The organism is Arthrobacter sp. 4R501, assembly GCF_002929755.1.
Lineage (GTDB): Bacteria > Actinomycetota > Actinomycetes > Actinomycetales > Micrococcaceae > Arthrobacter.
This window is the reverse complement of sequence record NZ_PJIW01000007.1, coordinates 102,382-121,556: the sequence shown is the minus strand read 5'-3', so window position 1 is coordinate 121,556 and position 19,175 is coordinate 102,382. Positions and strand designations below refer to the sequence as shown.

General features: G+C 64.3%; 14 protein-coding genes and 1 pseudogene. 8 read left to right on the top strand and 7 right to left on the bottom strand.

The genetic code is table 11. From position 1 onward, the window contains the following. Positions 1-173: 173 nt before the first annotated feature. From CXR02_RS08740 to CXR02_RS08720, 4 genes are all read left to right on the top strand, one after another. Positions 174-1,760 (top strand): phospholipase D-like domain-containing protein, encoded by a 1,587-nt coding sequence (locus CXR02_RS08740; RefSeq protein WP_104061716.1) that lies wholly within the window; start codon positions 174-176, stop codon positions 1,758-1,760. A gap of 116 nt (positions 1,761-1,876) precedes the next feature. After that, on the top strand, positions 1,877-2,431 hold the full coding sequence (locus CXR02_RS08735; protein ID WP_104061620.1) for a hypothetical protein: 555 nt from the start codon (positions 1,877-1,879) through the stop codon (positions 2,429-2,431). After that, positions 2,428-5,277, top strand: a complete 2,850-nt coding sequence (locus tag CXR02_RS08730; RefSeq protein WP_104061619.1) for an ATP-binding cassette domain-containing protein — start codon at positions 2,428-2,430, stop codon at positions 5,275-5,277. Before CXR02_RS08735 ends, CXR02_RS08730 begins: the two co-directional genes overlap by 4 nt. 219 nt (positions 5,278-5,496) lie before the next feature. Then, positions 5,497-6,321, top strand: a complete 825-nt coding sequence (locus tag CXR02_RS08720; RefSeq protein WP_104061617.1) for an alpha/beta fold hydrolase — start codon at positions 5,497-5,499, stop codon at positions 6,319-6,321. 47 nt (positions 6,322-6,368) lie between these two features. Here CXR02_RS08720 and CXR02_RS08715 read toward each other — a convergent pair whose 3' ends face one another. The 6 genes and pseudogenes from CXR02_RS08715 to CXR02_RS08695 form a co-directional block, all read right to left on the bottom strand. Further along, a complete protein-coding gene (locus CXR02_RS08715; protein ID WP_104061616.1) occupies positions 6,369-7,274 on the bottom strand; it encodes an NAD(P)-dependent oxidoreductase in 906 nt (301 codons plus the stop codon). A gap of 124 nt (positions 7,275-7,398) precedes the next feature. Next, positions 7,399-8,676 carry a TRAP transporter large permease gene (locus CXR02_RS08710; RefSeq protein WP_104061615.1) on the bottom strand — a complete coding sequence of 426 codons (1,278 nt, stop codon included), beginning with the start codon at positions 8,674-8,676 and terminating at the stop codon, positions 7,399-7,401. After that, complete coding sequence (locus tag CXR02_RS08705) at positions 8,673-9,254, bottom strand: TRAP transporter small permease (protein WP_056341052.1); 582 nt, start codon at positions 9,252-9,254, stop codon at positions 8,673-8,675. The genes CXR02_RS08710 and CXR02_RS08705 overlap by 4 nt, the downstream gene beginning before the upstream one ends. Positions 9,255-9,285: 31 nt before the next feature. Continuing rightward, positions 9,286-10,314, bottom strand: coding sequence for a DctP family TRAP transporter solute-binding subunit (locus CXR02_RS08700; protein WP_056341054.1), 1,029 nt, complete (start codon positions 10,312-10,314; stop codon positions 9,286-9,288). 72 nt (positions 10,315-10,386) lie between these two features. Beyond that, positions 10,387-10,503 (bottom strand): annotated as a pseudogene (locus tag CXR02_RS23260) (hypothetical protein); the annotation flags it as partial. An 88-nt stretch (positions 10,504-10,591) separates the two neighbouring features. After that, complete coding sequence (locus tag CXR02_RS08695) at positions 10,592-11,620, bottom strand: LacI family DNA-binding transcriptional regulator (protein ID WP_104061614.1); 1,029 nt, start codon at positions 11,618-11,620, stop codon at positions 10,592-10,594. A 255-nt stretch (positions 11,621-11,875) separates the two neighbouring features. On the opposite strand from CXR02_RS08695, the gene CXR02_RS08690 reads away from it, so the two are divergent. The 3 genes from CXR02_RS08690 to CXR02_RS08680 all read left to right on the top strand — a co-directional run bounded on the left by CXR02_RS08690 (position 11,876) and on the right by CXR02_RS08680 (position 14,284). Further along, positions 11,876-13,231: an NAD(P)H-dependent oxidoreductase gene (locus tag CXR02_RS08690; RefSeq protein WP_104061613.1), complete on the top strand. Its 1,356-nt coding sequence runs from the start codon at positions 11,876-11,878 to the stop codon at positions 13,229-13,231. Positions 13,232-13,436: 205 nt separating this feature from the next. After that, positions 13,437-13,748 carry a putative quinol monooxygenase gene (locus CXR02_RS08685; protein ID WP_104061612.1) on the top strand — a complete coding sequence of 104 codons (312 nt, stop codon included), beginning with the start codon at positions 13,437-13,439 and terminating at the stop codon, positions 13,746-13,748. A 20-nt stretch (positions 13,749-13,768) separates the two neighbouring features. Beyond that, positions 13,769-14,284 carry a gluconokinase gene (locus CXR02_RS08680; RefSeq protein ID WP_258060877.1) on the top strand — a complete coding sequence of 172 codons (516 nt, stop codon included), beginning with the start codon at positions 13,769-13,771 and terminating at the stop codon, positions 14,282-14,284. A 192-nt stretch (positions 14,285-14,476) separates the two neighbouring features. Here CXR02_RS08680 and metH read toward each other — a convergent pair whose 3' ends face one another. After that, the gene (gene metH, locus CXR02_RS08675; protein WP_104061610.1) at positions 14,477-18,127 is read right to left on the bottom strand and encodes a methionine synthase; all 3,651 of its coding nucleotides are present in this window, start codon (positions 18,125-18,127) and stop codon (positions 14,477-14,479) included. A gap of 382 nt (positions 18,128-18,509) precedes the next feature. Here metH and CXR02_RS08670 point away from each other — a divergent pair, with 382 nt between their 5' ends. Next, entirely contained in the window at positions 18,510-18,743 is a 234-nt protein-coding gene (locus CXR02_RS08670; RefSeq protein ID WP_181037172.1) for an ATP-binding protein, read from the top strand. The last annotated feature ends 432 nt before the right edge of the window (positions 18,744-19,175 follow it).

Genomic DNA, 19,175 nt, shown 5'->3' with positions numbered 1-19,175 from the left:
GGTTGTCGGGTGCGTGGTTGCTGCGCCAGACCTCCGGAATTGCCAGGACGATGACCCCAACCCGATGACATTGGTCACCACAGTCGTAGGCTACTGAGTAGGCCGGACGCTTAGTGACCGGCCTCGGGTCCCGAAGGGAACATCGAGTGAACAGTGGTCCTGATTACTGGTTCTTGAGTAGCAGTGAGCGGGGAAATGACGCCACCGGCGTGCACGCGGGCGGTGCGGGATCGCCGTCGTGGTCGGAAGGCAACCTCGTGCGGCCCCTGATTCACGGGGCAACCTACTTCGCCCGACTGCATGAGGAGCTGTCGGCTCTGCAGGCGGGAGACCGTGTGTGGTTCACCGACTGGCGTGGCGATCGAGACGAGCAGCTTACGGCGGACGGGCCGACGATCGGCGAGTTGCTGGCGCGGTTAGCCAGGGCGGGAGTGGAAGTGCGCGGCCTGGTCTGGAGGTCCCACGGAGAGCGCGTGTCTGCCCCCATGAGTAACCGGTCCAACGAGCTCCTCAGCCGCCAGATCAACGACGCCGGCGGCGAGGTGCTGTTGGATCAGCGGGTGCGCCTCTTTGGCTGCCATCACCAGAAATTGTTCGTCATCCGCCGTCGTGAAGACCCTTCGCAGGACGTCGCGTTCGTGGGCGGGATCGACCTTTCCCACAGCCGCCGGGACGACGCTGATCACGCGGGAGACCCGCAGGCGGTAGCCATGGATTCCCGGTACGGGAAACAACCCCCGTGGCACGACGCCGCCCTCGAACTGCGCGGCCCGGTTGTGGCGGATGTGCTGGAGTTGTTCGCTGAACGGTGGAATGACCCCCATCCCCTGGACCGGCGCACACCTTACCGGATGCTGCTGCAACGACTGGCGGATATGCCCCGGCACCCAGAACCCCTGCCGGAGACGGCACCGGCACCGCCACCGGCCGGCCCGCACGCCGTGCAGCTGCTGCGCACCTATGGTGTGAAGCATCCGCCGTTCCCATTCGCCCCTGGCGGGGAGCGGAGCGTTGCCCGGGCTTACACGAAAGCTTTCGCCCTGGCCCGCTCGCTGATTTACATCGAGGACCAGTACCTGTGGTCGGCAGAGGTCGCAGCCGGAATCGCAGCTGCCCTCGAGCAGAACCCCGGGTTGAACGTGATCGCCGTGGTGCCACGCTACCCGGACTCCGACGGTCCGCTGGGAGGGCCACCCAAGCGGCTCGGACAACTGCGCGCCATCGAAAGAATGCGCCGCGTTGCACCGGACAGATTCGGCGTGTTCAATCTGGAGAACAGAGCCGGGACTCCGATTTATGTCCACGCAAAGATCTGCATCATCGACGACACCTGGTTCACTTGCGGGTCGGACAACTTCAACCGTCGATCCTGGACCACGGACAGCGAGCTTACCTGCGCGGTCATCGACACCACTGCTGGTCAGTGGGAAACACCCGGCGCAGACACTGGTCCCGGGGCTTCCCGTCTGTTGGCCCAGGGGCTCCGGCTCCAGCTCTGGGCCGAACACCTGGGCCTGGACCAGAATGACCCCCAGCTCCATGCCCCGGCGGATGGGCTCAAACTGTGGAATGCCGCCGCCGACGCTCTGGACCATTGGCACAAAACCGGCCGCCGCTCGCCCCGCCCCAAGGGACATGTGCGGCACCACACTACAGAACCGGTGCCGCCCCTTCAGCGTCTCTGGGCGGATGCTGCAAACCGCCTTTTAGTGGACCCGGACGGCCGCCCCCGCAAAATGCGCGGCACAACCCGGTTCTAGGCAAGCAAGTCCGCTGCCTGGATGGGGGCAGTGCCGCCTCGGCACTGCCCCCATCCAGAACGTCACACAACGCGAGGGCATCCGGATCCGGACAAGCAACGATTTACCCTTGACAGGTGACTTTGACTAAGATCCGCACCGCCGCCGCGAGCTCCCTCGCCGCCGCCGGTCTCCTGCTTACCCTCGCCGCCTGTTCCACACCGGCCGCCACCCAGCCAACCACCCCTGCGCCCGTTTCCCCGGCGACGTCCTCCAGCGCCGCCTCCGGGTCCTGCACCGGCGTAAAGGTCATCGTCGATTCGGGTTCTTTGAAGCAGGATGCCGCTGACACGTCCGTGTGCGTGTCCGTGGACGCTAAGACCGCCGCTTCCAAGGTGCTTGAAGAGGCCAAGGTGAAAACCGTGGGCACCACGCAGTACCCCACCGAATTGGTGTGCCGTGTGAACGGCGTCCCGGCCGCGGATCTTGAGATCACCCACAAGGGCGGCACGTACAAGGAAGAGTGCGCGGGAATGCCCGCCGCATTTGCCTACTGGTCCCTCTGGGTGAAGCCGACCACCGGTGACTGGGCCTACGCCCAGGAAGGCCTCGCTACCCTGCAGGTCAGCCCGGGCGAGAGCCTTGAACTGCTCTACACGGTCGACGGCGAACCGGCCGCCCCCGCAGCATGACCTTTCGACCCGCGCCGCTACGCGCAGCGGCGGCTCTCGCCGTCGTCTTCATCGCGGCGCGGGTCATCTACCGCATCCTTTTCAACGGGGCGGGCCTTGGGGAACCGGTTCTGCTCGACCTGCCGCCCGTGCGGCTGCCTGCCCCGTACGCGCATGTGGTCTTCCTTGGTCCGGTCACGGGACAAGGCCTGTGGGCCGCAGTCGTGTCCGCCCTGCCGATTGCCGGGATGTTCCTAGCGTTCGGCTTGCTGAACGCATGGGTGGATGTTGCCCGCGGCTTCGTGCACCTGGCCCGCCGCGGCCCCATGCAGGGCCTGGCCCGGACACTCGTGGTGGCCTGGGCGGCGCTCCCGGCACTCGCCGACGCCGTATCCTCCGTCCGCCTGGCGTTCCGGTTGCGGGGCGAACGCTTCGGGCCCCGCGCCCTGGTGCCCGTGCTCGAGCGCACCCTTGAGCACGCCAGCCGGGTTGCCGCGGCCCTGGAGCTGCGCGGCTTCGGGAGCCGGGCAACGCACCAACCAGGGAACGACGGCGGCCCGCTTCTGGTCCGGGACGCACAGTTCCGCATCGGTGACGCGGAGATACGCGTCGCCGGATTCACGCCGTCGAGCGGGTCCATCACTGTTATTACCGGGCCCACCGGCTCCGGCAAGTCCACCGTCCTGCGGGGCATCGCCGGCCTCCTCTCCCACGTTGACGGCGGCGAAATTTCCGGCACCGTGCGCGTCGCCGGGACGGACCGCGCCGCCACGGCGCCGCGCGATACCGCCCGGTTCATCGGCGTCGTCCTGCAGAATCCCCGCGCCGCCTTCGCCTCCACCCGGGTCCGGGACGAGATCTCCCTGACCCTTGAGCTGCGCGGCATGGCCTCCGCGACCGCCAAGGCCCGGGTAGTGGAGGTCGCGGAGCGCATCGGGGTGTCGGCGCTGCTGGACCGGAACATCAGCACCCTCTCGGCGGGTGAGGCAACACTCGTGGCCATCGCCGCCGCAGTGGTGGACCGCCCGGCCCTGCTCCTGGTCGACGAGCCCCTGGCCGACCTTGATACCGCGGCCCGCGCCCGAGTCATCGCCGTGCTTAACGGCCTCGCCCACGATGACGGTGTCTGCGTCATCGTGGCGGAGCACCGAGCGGCGCAGTTCGTCCCGGTTGCCGATGCGTGGTGGACCATCGACGACGGCGCCCTGGTACCGGGTGCGGCGCCCTCCCCTTCTGCGCCGCGCGAGGTCCGTCCAACTGCGGAGCCAGCTGAGTACGCGCCCGTCCTGACTGCTACAAACCTCGCCGTGCACAGAAAAGGCAAGCCGCTCGTGCGCGAGGCGTCCCTGACCCTGCACCGGGGTGAAGTGGTGGCCCTGGTGGGGCCGAACGGTGCCGGGAAGTCGTCCCTCCTGGTGGCGCTCGCCCTGGGTGAAGGAACGGTCGACGGCGGCACGGTCGACGGCGGCCGCGTCGCCCTCGTGCCGGACGCCTCGGACGACCTCTTCACCAGGGATACGGTCGCGGGCGAGCTCCGCGCGGCCGAGAAGCGGCAGGCGCGCGCCGGGCGCCACGCAGACCGTGGCGCTGACCAGCGTCCCCCAATCTCCGCGGCTTCACACCTGGCCAGTCTGCGGGGAGACGTCCGGATTCCCATTGGGCACGAGCACCCCCGCGACCTCTCAGCCGGTGAACGCCGGATCCTGGCCATCACGTTGCAGACCATGGACAACCCCCAGGTACTCCTGATCGACGAGCCCACCCGCGGACTCGATCCTGCGGCACGAGCAGCAGTCGCAGCGGCGCTGCGGGCGGCAGCGGACTCCGGCGCGTCGGTCCTCATCGCCACCCACGACCACGACTTTGCCCACGGCCTCGGTGCCCGGATCCTCCCGATGCGTGACGGCGTCGCGCCTGCCTCCGCACCAGAAGCCGCCCCGGAACCGCCCCTTCCGCTTCCCCGGCAGGAAAATGCCGGACCCCGGCCACGCGTCACCGAACAACCGGACCCGCACGCCCCGACACGGCAGCGCCGACTCCGGATGCCGCGTGGCGTGGAACTCGCCGTCCTCGCAGCTGCAAACCTCCTCGCCCTCGCAGCGTTCTGCTGGCCGCTGCTCGCCGCAGCCCTACCGCAGGATGCCGCTGCGGCCCTCCCCTACGCGGCGCTGGCCATCGCGCCGCTCGCCGCCGTCGCCGTCGTCGTGTCCCTCGACGGATCCGTGCGCTCCGCCCACACGGTGGCGCTGCTCGGCGTCCTGGCAGCGGTCGGCTCCGCAGTGCGGGTGGCGAGCACCGGCGTCGGAGGCGTTGAAGCAGTGTTCATCCTGCTGATCCTCGCCGGCAGGGCGTTCGGCGCGCGTTTCGGCATGCTGCTCGGCGCCGCCACGATTGCGCTCTCAAGCGCGCTGTGGGGCGGGATCGGGCCGTGGACACCGTTCCAGATCTTCGCCTGCGCGTGGGTGGGCGCCGGGGCTGGCCTGCTCCCACGACGCGTGCGGGGCAAGGCCGAACTGTGGATGCTGGCGGCCTACGGCGTCGTGGCGTCCTACCTGTTCGGACTGCTGACCAACCTGTGGTTCTGGCCGTTCGCGGTGGGCGCCGGCACCGGCATCTCCTATGTGCCCGGCGCGCCGCTGGGCACCAACCTGAGCAGCTTCCTGCTGTATTCGCTGGTGACGTCGACGGCGGGCTGGGACACCCTGCGCGCGGGCACCACGGTGATCGGAATCGCGGTGGTGGGGCGGGCCATCCTTGCGGCACTCCGGCGGGTGAAGCCGGTCTCCAGCCAGGTTCCTGGACCAGGCGGGCAGGGCGCGCAGGCACAGCCCGCGCAGGCCAAGGACCGGCTACAAATCGGGGCTTGAGGACAGTTCCATGGTGCGTTTGGGCTTGGAGCCGGTCCCACATTGCGGCTGTCTCGCGGCCGAAGCGGTCAGGGTCGACGTCGGGATCGCTAGGGCGTTCTCCTGGCGGCTGTGCAGCAGTCTGACTGCGTTGGCCAAGGACACGGAGGATCCTAGGATTCGCTATTTCCTGTGGATAGTCTGGGACAGGACGCCACCCTACGGAGGGTCAGTGAGAATGTGATCGAAGCAGCTGCTGCGGTAATCGGCCGGAACAACGTCACCATATTTGGCCGGGATGATGGGCCTGTGATGATGTTTGCCCACGGTTTTGGCTGCGATCAGGCTACGTGGCGGAAGCTGCTGCCCTATTTCGTTGATGATTACCGGCTGGTGCTTTTTGATCATGTAGGTGCAGGAAACTCCGACATCAGTGCCTATGACTGGGAGAAGTACGGGTCCCTGGATGGGTACGCGTCGGACCTGCTGGAGATTTGCGCCGCCCTTGAACTTGAGGACGTCATCCTGGTGGGCCACAGTGTCAGCACGATGATCGCCGTGATCGCCGCAGTGCAGGACCCCAACCGTTTCTCCCACCTGGTCCTGCTTGCTCCTTCACCCCGTCATACGGATGACTCGTACGACGGCTACGTGGGCGGGTTTTCGCGGGAAGACATCGAGGGCCTGCTGGCATCTCTGGACAGCAACTATTTCGCCTGGGCCGCGGCCTTGGCGCCCATGGTTATGGGCAACCCGCAAGAGCCGGAATTAGCGGAGGATCTGCGTGGCAGCTTCTGCCGGACAAATCCGACCATCGCACGGCACTTCGCCGGGGTAACCTTTTTCTCCGACACCCGCCCTGAACTGAAAAAGTTGCGCACCAGCTGCCTGATTCTGCAGTGCTCCGACGATCGGCTTGCCCCTCCGGAAGTGGGCGCCTACCTGCACAAGAATCTGGATCACAGCACCCTGGTGCAGCTCCAGGCCACCGGGCACTGCCCCCACGTCAGCGCTCCGGAGGAAACGGCCCGGGCGATTCTGCACTACCTCGACACCCGCTCGTGACAGGCCTTCTGTTATCAAGCGCCCTGCGGGTGCCTGATAACAGATGTTCACAGGGCTGCGCTGGTGCGCTGTGCAAGGGTCCGGAGGATTCCTGTGTGGTCAAGGGCGCCGTCGCCCCGCGCGACCATATCCTCGAAAAGATCCCGGATTACCGTGCTCAGGGGCAGCTCCAGGAGTGCTGTTCTAGCCGCCCCCAGCACGAAGTTGAGGTCCTTCAGCTGGTTTTGGGCGCTGCCGCCACCAGTGAAATCGCCGTCTATCCATCTGTGCCCTTTTTGGCGCAGCACCTCGGAGTCGGCCAGCCCACCCCGAAGCAGTTCAAGCATCACCGATGGATCCAGTCCCCCGCCGCGCGCGAGAAGCATGGCTTCGGAAACTGCCGTGACCGTGCCGGCGACCACGATCTGGTTGCAGGCCTTGGCCAGCGCGCCCGAACCTCCCGAGCCCATGTGCCGGATGGTGCTGCCCATGAACCCGAACGCCGGGGTGACCGAGCTAAACGTGTCTTCGTGCCCGCCCACCATGATGCTCAGGGTGCCGTTTTCGGCGCCCACGGTGCCGCCACTGACGGGGGCATCCAGGACTCGGACGCCGTGTTCGCGAAGCATCCGTTCGCCAAAGGCCGCCACTGCCCCCGGCGAGACGGTTCCGTGCACGACGAGTATCGGTCGGGCAATGCCCTTGGCTGTCCATCCGGCTATCAGGCCCTCTTCTCCCGGAAGCAACGCTTCGACGTGGCTTAGGTCTGGCAACACGGTGAGAACGATGTCGGCGGCCGCCTCAAAGGGTGAGGTCGCAACGCGGGCGCCCAGGCCCACCAAGGCTTCGGCCTTCGAAGTAGACCGGTTCCAGACTGTCAGTTCGCCGTAGCCCTTCAGCAGCCGGCGCGCCATGGGTTCCCCCATCGGCCCTAATCCCATCAGGGCAAGCGCTGGGTGGTCATGTTCAGGCATTGGGGATCCTTTAGCGATTAGGGCGTGCAGAACCGGCAATGTAGCTGCTGACGGTTTTCCGGATGGGGGAAGGCATGGTTGTCCTGTTTCTGTGACTGTAGGCGATAGCGAATTGGGGGCGGCGTTACTGCTTGGTCAGGAGATCAGACGGCCACAGGATGAGTTGCGGGAAGATGGCCAGCATGACGATGGCAATCACCATGACCACGTACAGCGGCACCGCGGCCTTCACGATCTTCTCCATCGGCAGCCCGCTGACATAGGATGCCGCGAACAGGCAGACGCCGACAGGCGGCGTGACCAGGCCAACGGCAAGGGCAGCAACGAGGAAAACGACGAAGTGGACGGGATCCACACCGGAAGACACGGCCGCGGGCATGAGCACCGGTGTGCAAAGCAGGATGGCTGCGACTTTGTCCATCACGGTTCCGATGACGATCAGGATCAGGCCGATCAGTAGCATGACGATGGTGGGGTTAGTGCTGACGCTCAGCAGCCAGCTGCTGACCTTTGCCGGCAGCCCGTCAATGGTGAAGATGTAAGAGGCGACGCCGGCGATCATGGCGATGAGCAGGATGGTGCCGGTGGTGAGGCCGGCGTCCACGATCATCTTGGGCATCTGGCGCCACTTCATGTCCCGGTAGACGTAGATGCCGACCAGCAGGCTGTAGAAGACGGCAACGGCGGCCGCCTCCGTGGGCGTGACGAGCCCGCTGAACATGCCCACCAGGATGATCACCGGGCCGCCCATGGCCGGGATTCCCCCGAGGACGATCCGAAGGCCCTTCTTGAAAGGCGTCCTTGAGACCTCGCCGTAACCATGGCGTGCCGACAGGAAGAAATTCACAAGCATCAGGACGATGATCAGGACAATGGACGGTCCAAATCCTCCCGCGAGTGCAGCGCCTACCGAGACGTTCGCGGTCGAGGCGGCGATGATCATGAGGATGCTCGGCGGTATCAGTGAGGACAGGGTAGCGGTGACCATGGTCATCGCTGCCGCGTAGGGCCGCGGGTACTTATGGTCAGTCATGGCCTTGATCTCGATCTTGCCGAGGCTGACAATGTCGGCAACGGAGGAACCGGAGATGCCGCCGAAGATTGCGCTCGATGCGATGTTCACTTGGCCAAGGCCGCCGCGGAAGCGGCCGAAGATGACTTCGGCGCCACGGAAGATCCGGTCCGAGATACCCCCTCCGGCCATGAGGTTGCCGGCCAGGACGAACAAGGGGACAGCAACCAGCAGGAAGCTGTTCATGGAGCTCATCATGGACTGCGGTAATAGTTCGAGGGGGATGTCGAAGATCAGCAGCGTGGCGATGACGCCAATGCCGAGTGAGACCGAGAGCGGAACGCCCAGCAGCAGCAGGAGGAGGAATATGCCCAGCAGGGTCAGGCTCATGCGATCATCTCTCCTTCGAGGATTCTCTTACGCATATACGGGGAGAAGTAGACGGTTGTGATATGGGCGACGATGGCCAGTGCCGCGCTGATCACCAGGGGCAGGGTTACCAGGAACATCTTCAGTCCCAGGGCAGGACTGGACTCTCCGGCGGCGTACTGCTGCAGCATCAGTTCCCACGTCTTGTAGAGCAGGACACTGAAGAACACGGTCCCGCAGATGGCGTAGAGATGCATGCTGACTTGCTTGAGCCAGGCTGGTCCCCACGCCACAGCGAAGTTCACACGCGGGTGCACGGCGGCCCGGAAGCCTGCTGCCATCCCCAGGAAGGTGGTGTCCATGAACAGGAAACGGGTCAGTTCCTCGGTCCATGGCAGCGAGGCTCCCATCTGCCGGCTGACCATCTGGGCAGCAAGGCTGAGCAGCATCGCGCAGATTCCGACGAAGAGGAGAGCATCCACGGCCTTCCAGATCAGACCATGAGGTTCCGAGACTTCGCCTACCGGAACCACCTTGATGCTATGTTCGGCCGCCTGGTGTTCGGCCCCCCGGGTTGGGGTGCTTCCATCATCATGCACTGAACTCGTCTCCTGCACTGGACCCGTCACCTCAACGTCCAAGGAATTCAAGGCTTGACTGGACGAATTCCTTGCCCACCTTGCCCTCAAGCTCGGGGTAGACCTTCTGCGCTGCCGCCTGGAACTTTTCCCTGGCTTCGGGCGTCAGCTCGTTGATCTTCACGCCTTCGCCCTTGAGCTTGTCGAGGGTTTTGGTGGCTTCGTCGTTGTCGTACTTTGTCTTGAAGTCAGCGGTCTCGTCCGCTGCTTCCTGCAGGACCTTCCGGGTGTCCTCATCGAAGGAGTCCCACTTCTTCTTGCTGAACCCAAGGACGAAGCCGTCGGAGATGTGGCCCGTCAGGGAGAGGTAGTCCTGGACTTCGAAGAACTTGTTGTTGACTGGAACTTCCAGAGGGTTTTCCTGGCCGTGGATAGTGCCGAGCTGCAGGGCGGTGTAAACCTCTTTGAAGTCCATCGGCGTCGGGTTGGCGCCCAGTGAGCCAAAGAACTTAACCCAGAGGTCGTTCTGCGGTACGCGGAGCTTCAGGTCCTTGAAGTCCTCGGGCTGGGTGATGGGACGCATCGAGTTGGTGGTGTGCCGTGGAGTACGGGTCAGCATGGACACGCCCTTGATGCCCAGCTTGTCCAGTGAGCCCAGCAGTTCCTTGCCCGGTTCGCCTTGGAGGTACTTGGTGACCTCATCCGTGTCCTTGAAGAGGTAGGGAAGGCTGATGGCATTCATTCTTGGTTCGAAGGACGCGTATACCGAGGTGGACATGATGGTCGAGTCCAGCGTGCCGTTTCCAAGCAGGTTGACGGCGGCGTTCTGGTCTCCGCCAAAAAGGGTGCCGTCGGGGAATGTCTCGACCTTGACCTTGCCGTCGCTCAGCTCGGCAACCTTGTCGGCGAAGTGCTTTCCAGTGACGCCCACGGAAGAGGTTGCGGGGTCGCCGAGGCCGAGGCGGATGGTGGTGCTGGGCGCGCCGGCGCCGGGCGCCCCGCCCCCGCCGCAACCGGTGAGGACAGTAGTAACGGTGAGTGCAACGGCCACAGCTACGGTGGCCAGGATGCGCTTGGGCATCTGATTCTCCTTTGAATACTTGCTGGTTCCTGGCCTACACGGACAGGGGTACTGATGCTTTGATGGCGGTGATTAAGCGTCCTGGGCTGTGCGGATATGGTCGAGAAGGGCTGCTCTTGCTGCTTTCTCGTCCCGCTTGCCCAGTGTTTTGTAGACGCGGCGGTGCTCGCGCAGGCTGCCTTCCCGCCGTGAATCATCCCGAAGTGGAACCGGTACACTTTTTTACCACAGGCGGGGCGCGGCTGTAAACCTTTGAGGAGCGGATGCCAGCTTTGAGTTACTTCGGGAACTGCAGCCGGGCAACGCTGGACCGTTCGACCAGTTCGGCGGCTACCCGTATGACGGTGCGTTTTCCCGGCGTCTTGCCCTGCGTGTTGGACAAAGCGAGCTGCACGGAGTGCCGGGCGAGCAGATCTATGGGTTGCCTGACAATTGTCAGGGCTGGGGTCATGAGTTCCGTCCAGGGCGAATCTTCGAAGACGATGATGGACAGCGCCCCGGGGATGTCGATTCCGGCGTGGGAGAGGCGCCGCAGAACTTCCGTCACCTGGGCGGTATTTGCCACCACCAAGGCGGTGGGCGGGTCCTCGATGCTGAGCAGCGCCGACGCGGCATCTCCTCCCGCCGGGCCGCGGAACGCTACGTGCCGGATGAGGAGCTCATCCTGCTCCAGGCCGGCCGTTTCCATGGCTTGCCGATAGCCGGCAATCCTGTCCCGTCCGGTAGTAGACGAAGCCGGGCCCGAGATGATCCCGATGCGGCGGTGGCCATGCGCCGCCAGCAGCGCCGTTGCGGACCGGGCGGATTCAAAGTTGTCGATGCTCACAACGTCAACGTCGGGGAGCGACGGTATGGAGCGGTCGACAAAAACCACATCCGTCCCGAGGTCCTGAAGCTGCTCCCAGATCGCCAGGTTGTTGCCGGTCGGCGTCGCGATAATCCCACTGACTCTTCGTTCGATCAGTGTCGCCAGACGCTCTGACTCCAGCTGGTCATCCTCCTGCGTGGTCATCAGCAGCACCTGGATTCCGCGCGAGTGCGCCTCCTGCACCACCCGGTCGGCGAGTCGGGCGAAAAAGGGGTTGGAGACATCAGCGAGCAGCAGCCCCAGCGTTGTAGGCGGGCCATATTTAAGCTCCCTGGCTGCCGTACGGGGGTGGTAACCGAGGTTCTTCATCACGTCGTTTACTCTGCCGCGGGTAGCTGCGGCGACTGAACCTGATCCCGGGTTCAGCACCCGGGAGACGACTGCAACGGACACCCCGGCCGCCTGGGCAACATCGCGGATGGTCGGTTGTTTCTGCACGCCTACTCCTTAGGTGGCACTTCCTGGACATCTGGAACCTTTTTCAGCCTAGGGCTTGACCTTGGGCCTGTCCCTGTGAAATAAAAGTGTACCGGTTCCACTTATTTTACCTTAGTTCGGTCCCGCTTGTTCTGCTGCCTCACTACCAACGGCGGCAAGCCGCAAGTTTAAAAGTAGAGCCCCAAAAGCTGCGGTCAACTCCAGACCAGCCCGCATCCCTTCCGGAACAGCGCCGTATCCCTTGAAAGGCAACTCATGAATCTGCATAAACTCCTGTCCCAGCGTGAGGCCGACGGAAAGCCCATCCGGGTTGGCCTGATCGGCGCCGGCCGATACGGGACGATGTACCTGGCCCAGGCAAACAACATTCCGGGCATCCACGTCGTCGCCATAGCGGACATTAACGTCAAGCGCGCTGAAGGTGCTTTTGAACTCGTTGGATGGCCCAAAGACCAGATCGCCCCCGACATAGCAACCGCCCTGAGGGACCGCTCAACCGCGATCGTGGCCAACGCCGATGAGCTTTTCGACGTCGACATCGACATCATCGTGGAAGCCACCGGCAACCCCATCGTTGGCGTCAAGCATGCACTGCGCGCCATCGAAACGAAAAAGCACATCATCATGGTCACGGTTGAAGCCGACGCCCTGGCAGGGCCCGCCCTGGCCAAGCGGGCAGAAGCAGCCGGCGTTGTCTACTCAATGGCATACGGCGACCAGCCGGCCCTGATCATGGAACTCGTCGACTGGGCACGCACCAGCGGATTCGACGTCGTCTGCGCCGGCAAGGGCGCCAAATTCCTCGAGCACTACCACGAGATGAACCCCGACAACGTCTGGGAAAACTGGGAATTCTCCAAGGAACTCACCGACTCCGGGCAGCTGAACCCCAACATGCACACCTCCTTCCGGGACGGCACCAAGGCCGCCATCGAGATGGCTGCCGTCGCCAACGGGGCAGGACTGATCCCCTCTGACACCGGGCTGACGTTCACCCCGGGAGACGTGGAGGAAATCGCCTCAATCTGCCGGCCCGCCGACGTCGGAGGAGCCCTCGCACACGAAGGGACCGTCGACGTCATGTCCAGTGTCAACCGCGACGGCACCTGGATCCCCCACAACACCCAGGAAGGCGTTTTCGTCGTCGTGAAGGCCACCAACGCCTACGTCTCCGGCTGCTTCAACGAATACCCCTGGCACCCGGACCCCACCGGCCAGTACGCTGCCCTGTACCGCCCCTACCACTACGTCGGCCTGGAACTGAACGTATCAATCGCCAACGCCGTCCTCCGCGGAATCCCCACGGGTTCACCCATCGGGTTCTTTGGCGACGTGGTCGCCACCGCCAAAAAAGACCTTAAAGCCGGTGAATTCCTCGACGGCGAAGGCGGATACACCGTCTGGGGCCAACTCGTTTCCGCGAAGCACTCCGTGACTACCGGTGCACTGCCAGTCGCGCTGGCCCACCACGTGGAACTGCGCAATGACGTGGCCAAGGGCGGGATCGTCCGCTGGGAAGACGTCATCATGGACGACTCGCTCGCCCAGGCCCTCGAACTGCGCCGCGAAACCGAAGCCCTTGCCGTTGCCCTTGAGACAGTGTCGAAGTAGCTGACAAGCGGGAATTCCATCTTGGGTTGAACCTGGCGTCCAGTGAAAGCCCGGCCCCTGGAAAACCTCGCCGCTCTCAGCTGAGTCAAGAACACCCTGCGGATGCTCGTCGCGGACCGACGGACTTTACCCGTCGGTCCGCGCCGTGTCCCCAAGGACCCTCCCACGCCCTCACGGGCACCCTTAGCGCAAGGAGAACCTCACCATGACCATCGTCGTCACCGCTGCTTTCAGCCCGAAGGAGGGCGCCTTCGACCAGGTCGTCGCCGCCCTCTCCCCCGCAATCAGCGAAGTCCACCAGGAACCCGGCTGCCTGCTCTACGCGATACACGAGGCCCCAAACAACCAGATCCTCATGATCGAGAAATGGGAATCAGCTGCGCTGCTCGACGCCCACGGCCACGGTGAACCGGTCAAACGCCTGAACGCCTCCCTCGAAGGCCTGCTGGAAAAACCCGTCGCAGTGACCCGGCTGGTGCCGATGCCCGCAGGAACAGCGCAACAGGGAGCACTGTAGTGCATGGCCCCCTTGTCGTCATGGGCGTGTCGGGCTCGGGCAAGACTGCGGTCGGCGCTGCCCTGGCAGCCCGGCTCGGAGCAACCTTCAAGGACGCAGACGACCTGCACCCCTTGGCGAACGTCGAAAAAATGACAGCTGGCGTACCGCTCACCGATGAAGACAGACGGCCCTGGCTTCGCCTAGTCGGCGCAGAACTCGCGGGCGAACACCCCCATGGGATCGTGGTTGCCTGTTCGGCCCTCAAACGCGACTACCGTGACGCTATCCGCGCAGCCGCTCCTTCCACCAGGTTCGTCCTCTTAAAGGTCGACCCTTCGGTATTGAAGGAGCGGTTGGTCCAGCGTCCAGGACACTTCATGCCTGTATCCCTTCTCACCTCACAGCTGAAGACACTCGAGGCCCTGGAAACAGCCGAAGCCGGAATGACCGTGACATCCGAAGGCGGCATTGAAGCGCTCACTGATCAGATTCTCGCAAACCTGCGCCAAGGACATCTCGCAGTACATGTCGGTACCGATCAGAACGAAAGATGAGACTCCAATCCGACGCCCCGGGCGCCATCTTGCGTCAACTCACGTACACGCCATCTGACGTCAGGAAGCCCCACAAACACTGTCAGGATAGGGTCCAAAACGTGTTTCCCAATTGCCTTCCGATGGACGGCTCAGATTCCAACCTGACACGTGGATGCATTACATCCGCCCAGGCCAAAGACCGGCTTCAACTCACACCTTGAAGTACTTGGCCTCCGGGTGGTGGAACACGAACGCGTCGGTGGACTGTTCGGGGTGCAGCATCAGCTCATCACTGAGGACCACGCCCATGCGCTCCGGCTTAAGCAGCTCCGTCACCTTGCGGCGGTCCTCCATGTCCGGGCATGCGGGGTAGCCGAGCGAGAACCGCGCACCGCGGTAGTCGAGCTTGAATAGTCCGGCTTTGTCCTTCGGCTCTTCGGCAGCGAAGCCCAGCTCGGAGCGGATGCGTGCATGCCAGAATTCCGCCAGCGCCTCAGTGAGCTGCATGACCAGGCCGTTGAGCTCGTAGTAGTCGCGGTACTGGTTGGCGGCGAACAGCTTGGACGTCACCTCCTCGATCTTCGAGCCGGCGGTGACCAGCTGCACCGGCAGCACGTCGATCTGTCCAGATTCTCGTGAGCGCACAAAGTCGGCGAGGCACAGGTGCCGGTCGCGGCGCTGGCGCGGGAAGTCGAACCGCAGCCGGTCGGTGCCGACCGGGCCGCCTGAACCGCCGTCGGGGGCGAGCAGCCCCGCGGTGCCAAGGACGCCGTCGGAATCCGTACCGTGGTGCAGCACCACCACCTGTTCCCCCTCGGAGACCACCGGGAAGTAGCCGTAGGCGACGGACGCGTCCAGCATTCCCTCGCCGAGGATGCGGTCCAGCCAGTAGCGCAGGCGCGGCCTGCCCTCGCGTTCCACCAGCTCCTCGTAGGAGGCGCCATCGTCGCCGCGGCCGGGCTTGAGTCCCCACTGCCCCATGAACGTGGCGCGTTCGTCCAGGAAGGTGGAGTAGTCGTGGAGCGAGACGCCGCGCACGATGCGCGTGCCCCAGAACGGCGGCGAAGGCACGTGGTTGTCGGCGGCGACGTCGGACCGGCCGGGCATTGCCTCCGGCTCGGTCACCGTGAACTTCGGGCCGCCCTTGTGGATCCGTTTCTTCAGCGGCGGAAGGCCGACGGCGGCGGGGTCGGCGCCGCGGGCCACCTGCACCAGCGGTTCCATGAGTGCCAGGCCCTCGAAGGCGTCCTTGGCGTACCGGACGGTGCCTTCAAACTGCTCCGCCAGATCCTGCTCCACGTAGGCGCGGGTCAGGGCGGCGCCGCCGAGGATGATGGGCCACTTCTTCGCGAGGCCGCGGGACTGCAGTTCGGCGAGGTTTTCCTTCATCACCACGGTGGACTTCACGAGCAGGCCGGACATGCCGATGACGTCGGCGTTGTGTTCCTCGGCCGCGGCCATGATCTCGGCGATGCCCTGCTTAATGCCGATGTTGAAAACTTTGTAGCCGTTGTTGGTGAGGATGATGTCCACCAGGTTCTTGCCGATGTCGTGCACATCGCCGCGCACGGTGGCGATCACCATGGTGCCCTTGCCCGAGGAGTCGGACTTCTCCATGTGCGGCTCGAGCAGGGCCACCGCATTCTTCATGACCTCGGCGGACTGCAGCACGAAGGGCAGCTGCATCTCGCCGGCGCCGAAGCGCTCGCCGACCACCTTCATGCCTTCGAGGAGCTGGTCGTTGATGATGGCCAGCGGTGACATGCCTTCACTGCGGGCCAGGTCGAGGTCCTCTTCGAGGCCCTTGCCTTCGCCGTCGATGATGCGGCGCTGCAGGCGTTCGCCCGTGGGCAGGGCAGCGAGTTCCGCGGCGCGCTGGTCCTTGAGCGCTGCGGTGTCGACGCCGGCGAACAGGTCCAGCATGATGTTCAGCGGGTCGTACGTAACGTTGCCGTCGGCGTCGTATTCGCGGCGGTCATAGACGAGGTCCAAGGCGACCTTGCGCTGTTCCTCCGGCAGTGAAGCGAGCGGCACGATCTTGGCGGCGTCGATGATGCCGCTGGTCAGTCCCGCCTGCACGGCCTCATGCAGGAACACCGAGTTCAGGGCCATGCGCGCTGCCGGGTTCAGGCCGAAGGACACGTTCGAGACGCCGAGAGTGGTCTGGATGCCGGGATACTTCGCGGTGATCTGGCGGATGGCCTCGATGGTTTCGATGCCGTCCCGGCGGGTTTCTTCCTGGCCGGTGGCGATGGGGAAGGTCAGTGCGTCGACGATGATGTCTTCGACGCGCATCCCCCATTCGCCCACCAGGGCGTCGACGAGGCGGGAGGCGATGGCCACTTTGCCCTCGGTGGTGCGTGCCTGGCCCTGTTCGTCGATGGTCAGGGCGATCACGGCGGTGCCGTGTTCCTTCACGAGCGGCATGATGCGCGCGAAGCGGCTTTCCGGGCCGTCGCCGTCCTCGTAGTTGACGGAGTTGACCACCGGGCGGCCGCCGATGTGTTCGAGCCCGGCCTGAAGGACGGCCGGTTCCGTGGAGTCCATGACCAGAGGGAGCGTGGAGGCCGACGCGAAACGCGAGACGATCTCTTTCATGTCGGCCACGCCGTCACGCCCCACGTAGTCGATGCACACGTCGAGCAGGTGTGCGCCGACGCGGACCTGCTCGCGGGCGATGTCGACGCAGTCGTCCCAGCGCTCTTCCAGCATCGCCTGGCGGAACGCCTTCGAACCGTTCGCGTTGGTGCGCTCACCAATGGCGAGGTACGCGGACTCCTGGTCGAAATTCACGTGATGGTAGAGGGAAGCGATGCCTGCTTCGCGCTCGGTGGGAACGCGGGCACCGTCGGCGCCCCTGCCGCCCGTGGTGACGGCGGCGCTGGTGCGGAAGGGCGCAAGACGCTCGACGACGGCGGCCATGTGCTCCGGCGTCGTACCGCAACAGCCGCCCACCAGGCCCAGGCCGAATTCGCGCACGAACTGCTCGTGCGCGGTGGCGAGTTCGCTGGGCGAGAGCGGGTAGTGCGCGCCGTTGGGGCCGAGGACCGGGAGGCCGGCGTTGGGCATGCAGGCGATGGCCACGGAGGACTGCTTGGCGAGGTGGCGCAGGTGCTCGCTCATCTCGTCCGGCCCCGTGGCGCAGTTCAGGCCGATGGCGTCGACGCCGAGCGGCTCGAGCGCGGTGAGCGCCGCGCCGATCTCGGATCCCATCAGCATGGTGCCGGTGGTCTCGACGGTCACCGTAACGAAGATGGGGAGCCGGATGCCGCGGGTGACGATGGCCTGTTTACAGCCGTTGACTGCGGCTTTGGTCTGCAGGAGGTCCTGGCTGGTTTCGATGAGGAAGGCGTCCGCGCCGCCGTCGATGAGGCCCTCGGCCTGCAGGGCGAAGGTCTGCTTGAGGTAGTCGTAGGTGGTGTGCCCGAGGCTGGGGAGCTTGGTGCCCGGCCCCATCGAGCCCAGGACCCACCGCATCCGGCCGTCTGTTTTTTCTGCCGCTTCGGCGCGTTCGCGGGCGATCTCGGCGCCCTTCCGGGCGAGCTCTTCAATGCGGTCGTCGATGCCGTAGTCGGAGAGGTTGGACCAGTTCGCGCCGAAGGTGTTGGTTTCCACGGCGTCGATGCCCGTGGCGAAGTACGCGTCATGGATGTCCGCGAGGACATCTGGCCGCGTGGCGTTGAGGATCTCGTTGCAGCCTTCCAGCCCCAGGAAGTCTTCCTCGAGGGACAGCTCCCGCCCCTGCAGCATGGTCCCCATGGCGCCGTCGGCAATGACGACACGGTGGTTCACTGCGTCCAGAAGCTCCTGCGAGCGGACTGGGCGGGGGACGGACTCAATATCAAGCGCAAAACGAGGCATCTAAACAGGTTACGCGCGGGGCTCGTACGTTGCGCTGTGTGTCCGTGTACTACGGCGGGGGGGTGGGCGAGCTGGGACCTTCGTGCGGGCTTACCGGCGCGTGACCGGCCGAAGAACTTTCGATGCCCGCCACCGGGCCTGGACGGCCACGAAATCCTTCCTGTGGTCCGTCAACGTCAACAATGGCACGCGACGCATAAGGGGTACGCGCGGCCATCCCCGGCCGTTTCCGCAGATTCACCCGAACCGAAGAAGCTTAGGTGAACGAGGAGACAGCCCACCGCTCGCTACGATTAGGATTGCGTCGAATGCAAAGTGGTCGATGCAACGGACCCTGCTGAATAGATGGAGACCAAGCGTTGTACGTGAACCGGGAAATATGATGACCAAGCTGATTAGTTTTGAGATAACCGGTCTCGCCGGCAACAGAGGCGTCCAAAAGGCCGAGTTCGATAAACACATAAATGTTTTCTGGGGACTCAACGGTTCCGGCAAGACTTCGCTGCTCCGGATACTGGATTCAGCCCTTTCAAATGATCCGTCTATCATAAGTGATGTCGCCTTTTCGGAAGCCACGGTGGTTTTTCTAAGCGAAAAACCACGGAGCAACAATTGAACGGAAGCTAACCAGCGACTCTCTCGAGTATGGCGATGAACAAGAAGAGCCTGTGAAAAGTAGCCATCTACTGACAGAGCTGCCACATTCGAGAAGCCGGAGTGGAGATCTCTCCATGTCCTTTGCTTCAAAGCAAAACAAGAACCTGTGGTTAAGCCGAATGATCGAAGGGGACCCAGAAACAAACATAGCAGGATCATTTCGGCGACAGTATCTCCCCATAACTCGTTCGCCGCCGCTTGGGCAACGCTTACAGCTCTGACCAGCCGCCGCCGGATGCCAGGACGGTGCCGGCAATGGAGTGCCTCGATGAGCTTCCCCTTTGCCGATGCCGACGACTGGCTCCGCACCATGGAAACCGCTGCCAGACGGTTCCATGGTGCAGGGTCACCCAGGTGAAGCTCAGCCCTCGGAAGTTCTGATAAGACTGAC

What these genes read in the sequence shown, in the direction of transcription:
- CXR02_RS08690 (WP_104061613.1), top strand. Translation starts at nt 11,876, where the DNA reads ATGAATCTGCATAAACTCCTGTCCCAGCGTGAGGCCGACGGAAAGCCC.
- CXR02_RS08685 (WP_104061612.1), top strand. Translation starts at nt 13,437, where the DNA reads ATGACCATCGTCGTCACCGCTGCTTTCAGCCCGAAGGAGGGCGCCTTC.
- CXR02_RS08715 (WP_104061616.1), bottom strand. Translation starts at nt 7,274, where the DNA reads ATGCCTGAACATGACCACCCAGCGCTTGCCCTGATGGGATTAGGGCCG.
- CXR02_RS08700 (WP_056341054.1), bottom strand. Translation starts at nt 10,314, where the DNA reads ATGCCCAAGCGCATCCTGGCCACCGTAGCTGTGGCCGTTGCACTCACC.
- CXR02_RS08730 (WP_104061619.1), top strand. Translation starts at nt 2,428, where the DNA reads ATGACCTTTCGACCCGCGCCGCTACGCGCAGCGGCGGCTCTCGCCGTC.
- metH (WP_104061610.1), bottom strand. Translation starts at nt 18,127, where the DNA reads ATGCCTCGTTTTGCGCTTGATATTGAGTCCGTCCCCCGCCCAGTCCGC.
- CXR02_RS08670 (WP_181037172.1), top strand. Translation starts at nt 18,510, where the DNA reads ATGACCAAGCTGATTAGTTTTGAGATAACCGGTCTCGCCGGCAACAGA.
- CXR02_RS08680 (WP_258060877.1), top strand. Translation starts at nt 13,769, where the DNA reads ATGGGCGTGTCGGGCTCGGGCAAGACTGCGGTCGGCGCTGCCCTGGCA.
- CXR02_RS08710 (WP_104061615.1), bottom strand. Translation starts at nt 8,676, where the DNA reads ATGAGCCTGACCCTGCTGGGCATATTCCTCCTCCTGCTGCTGCTGGGC.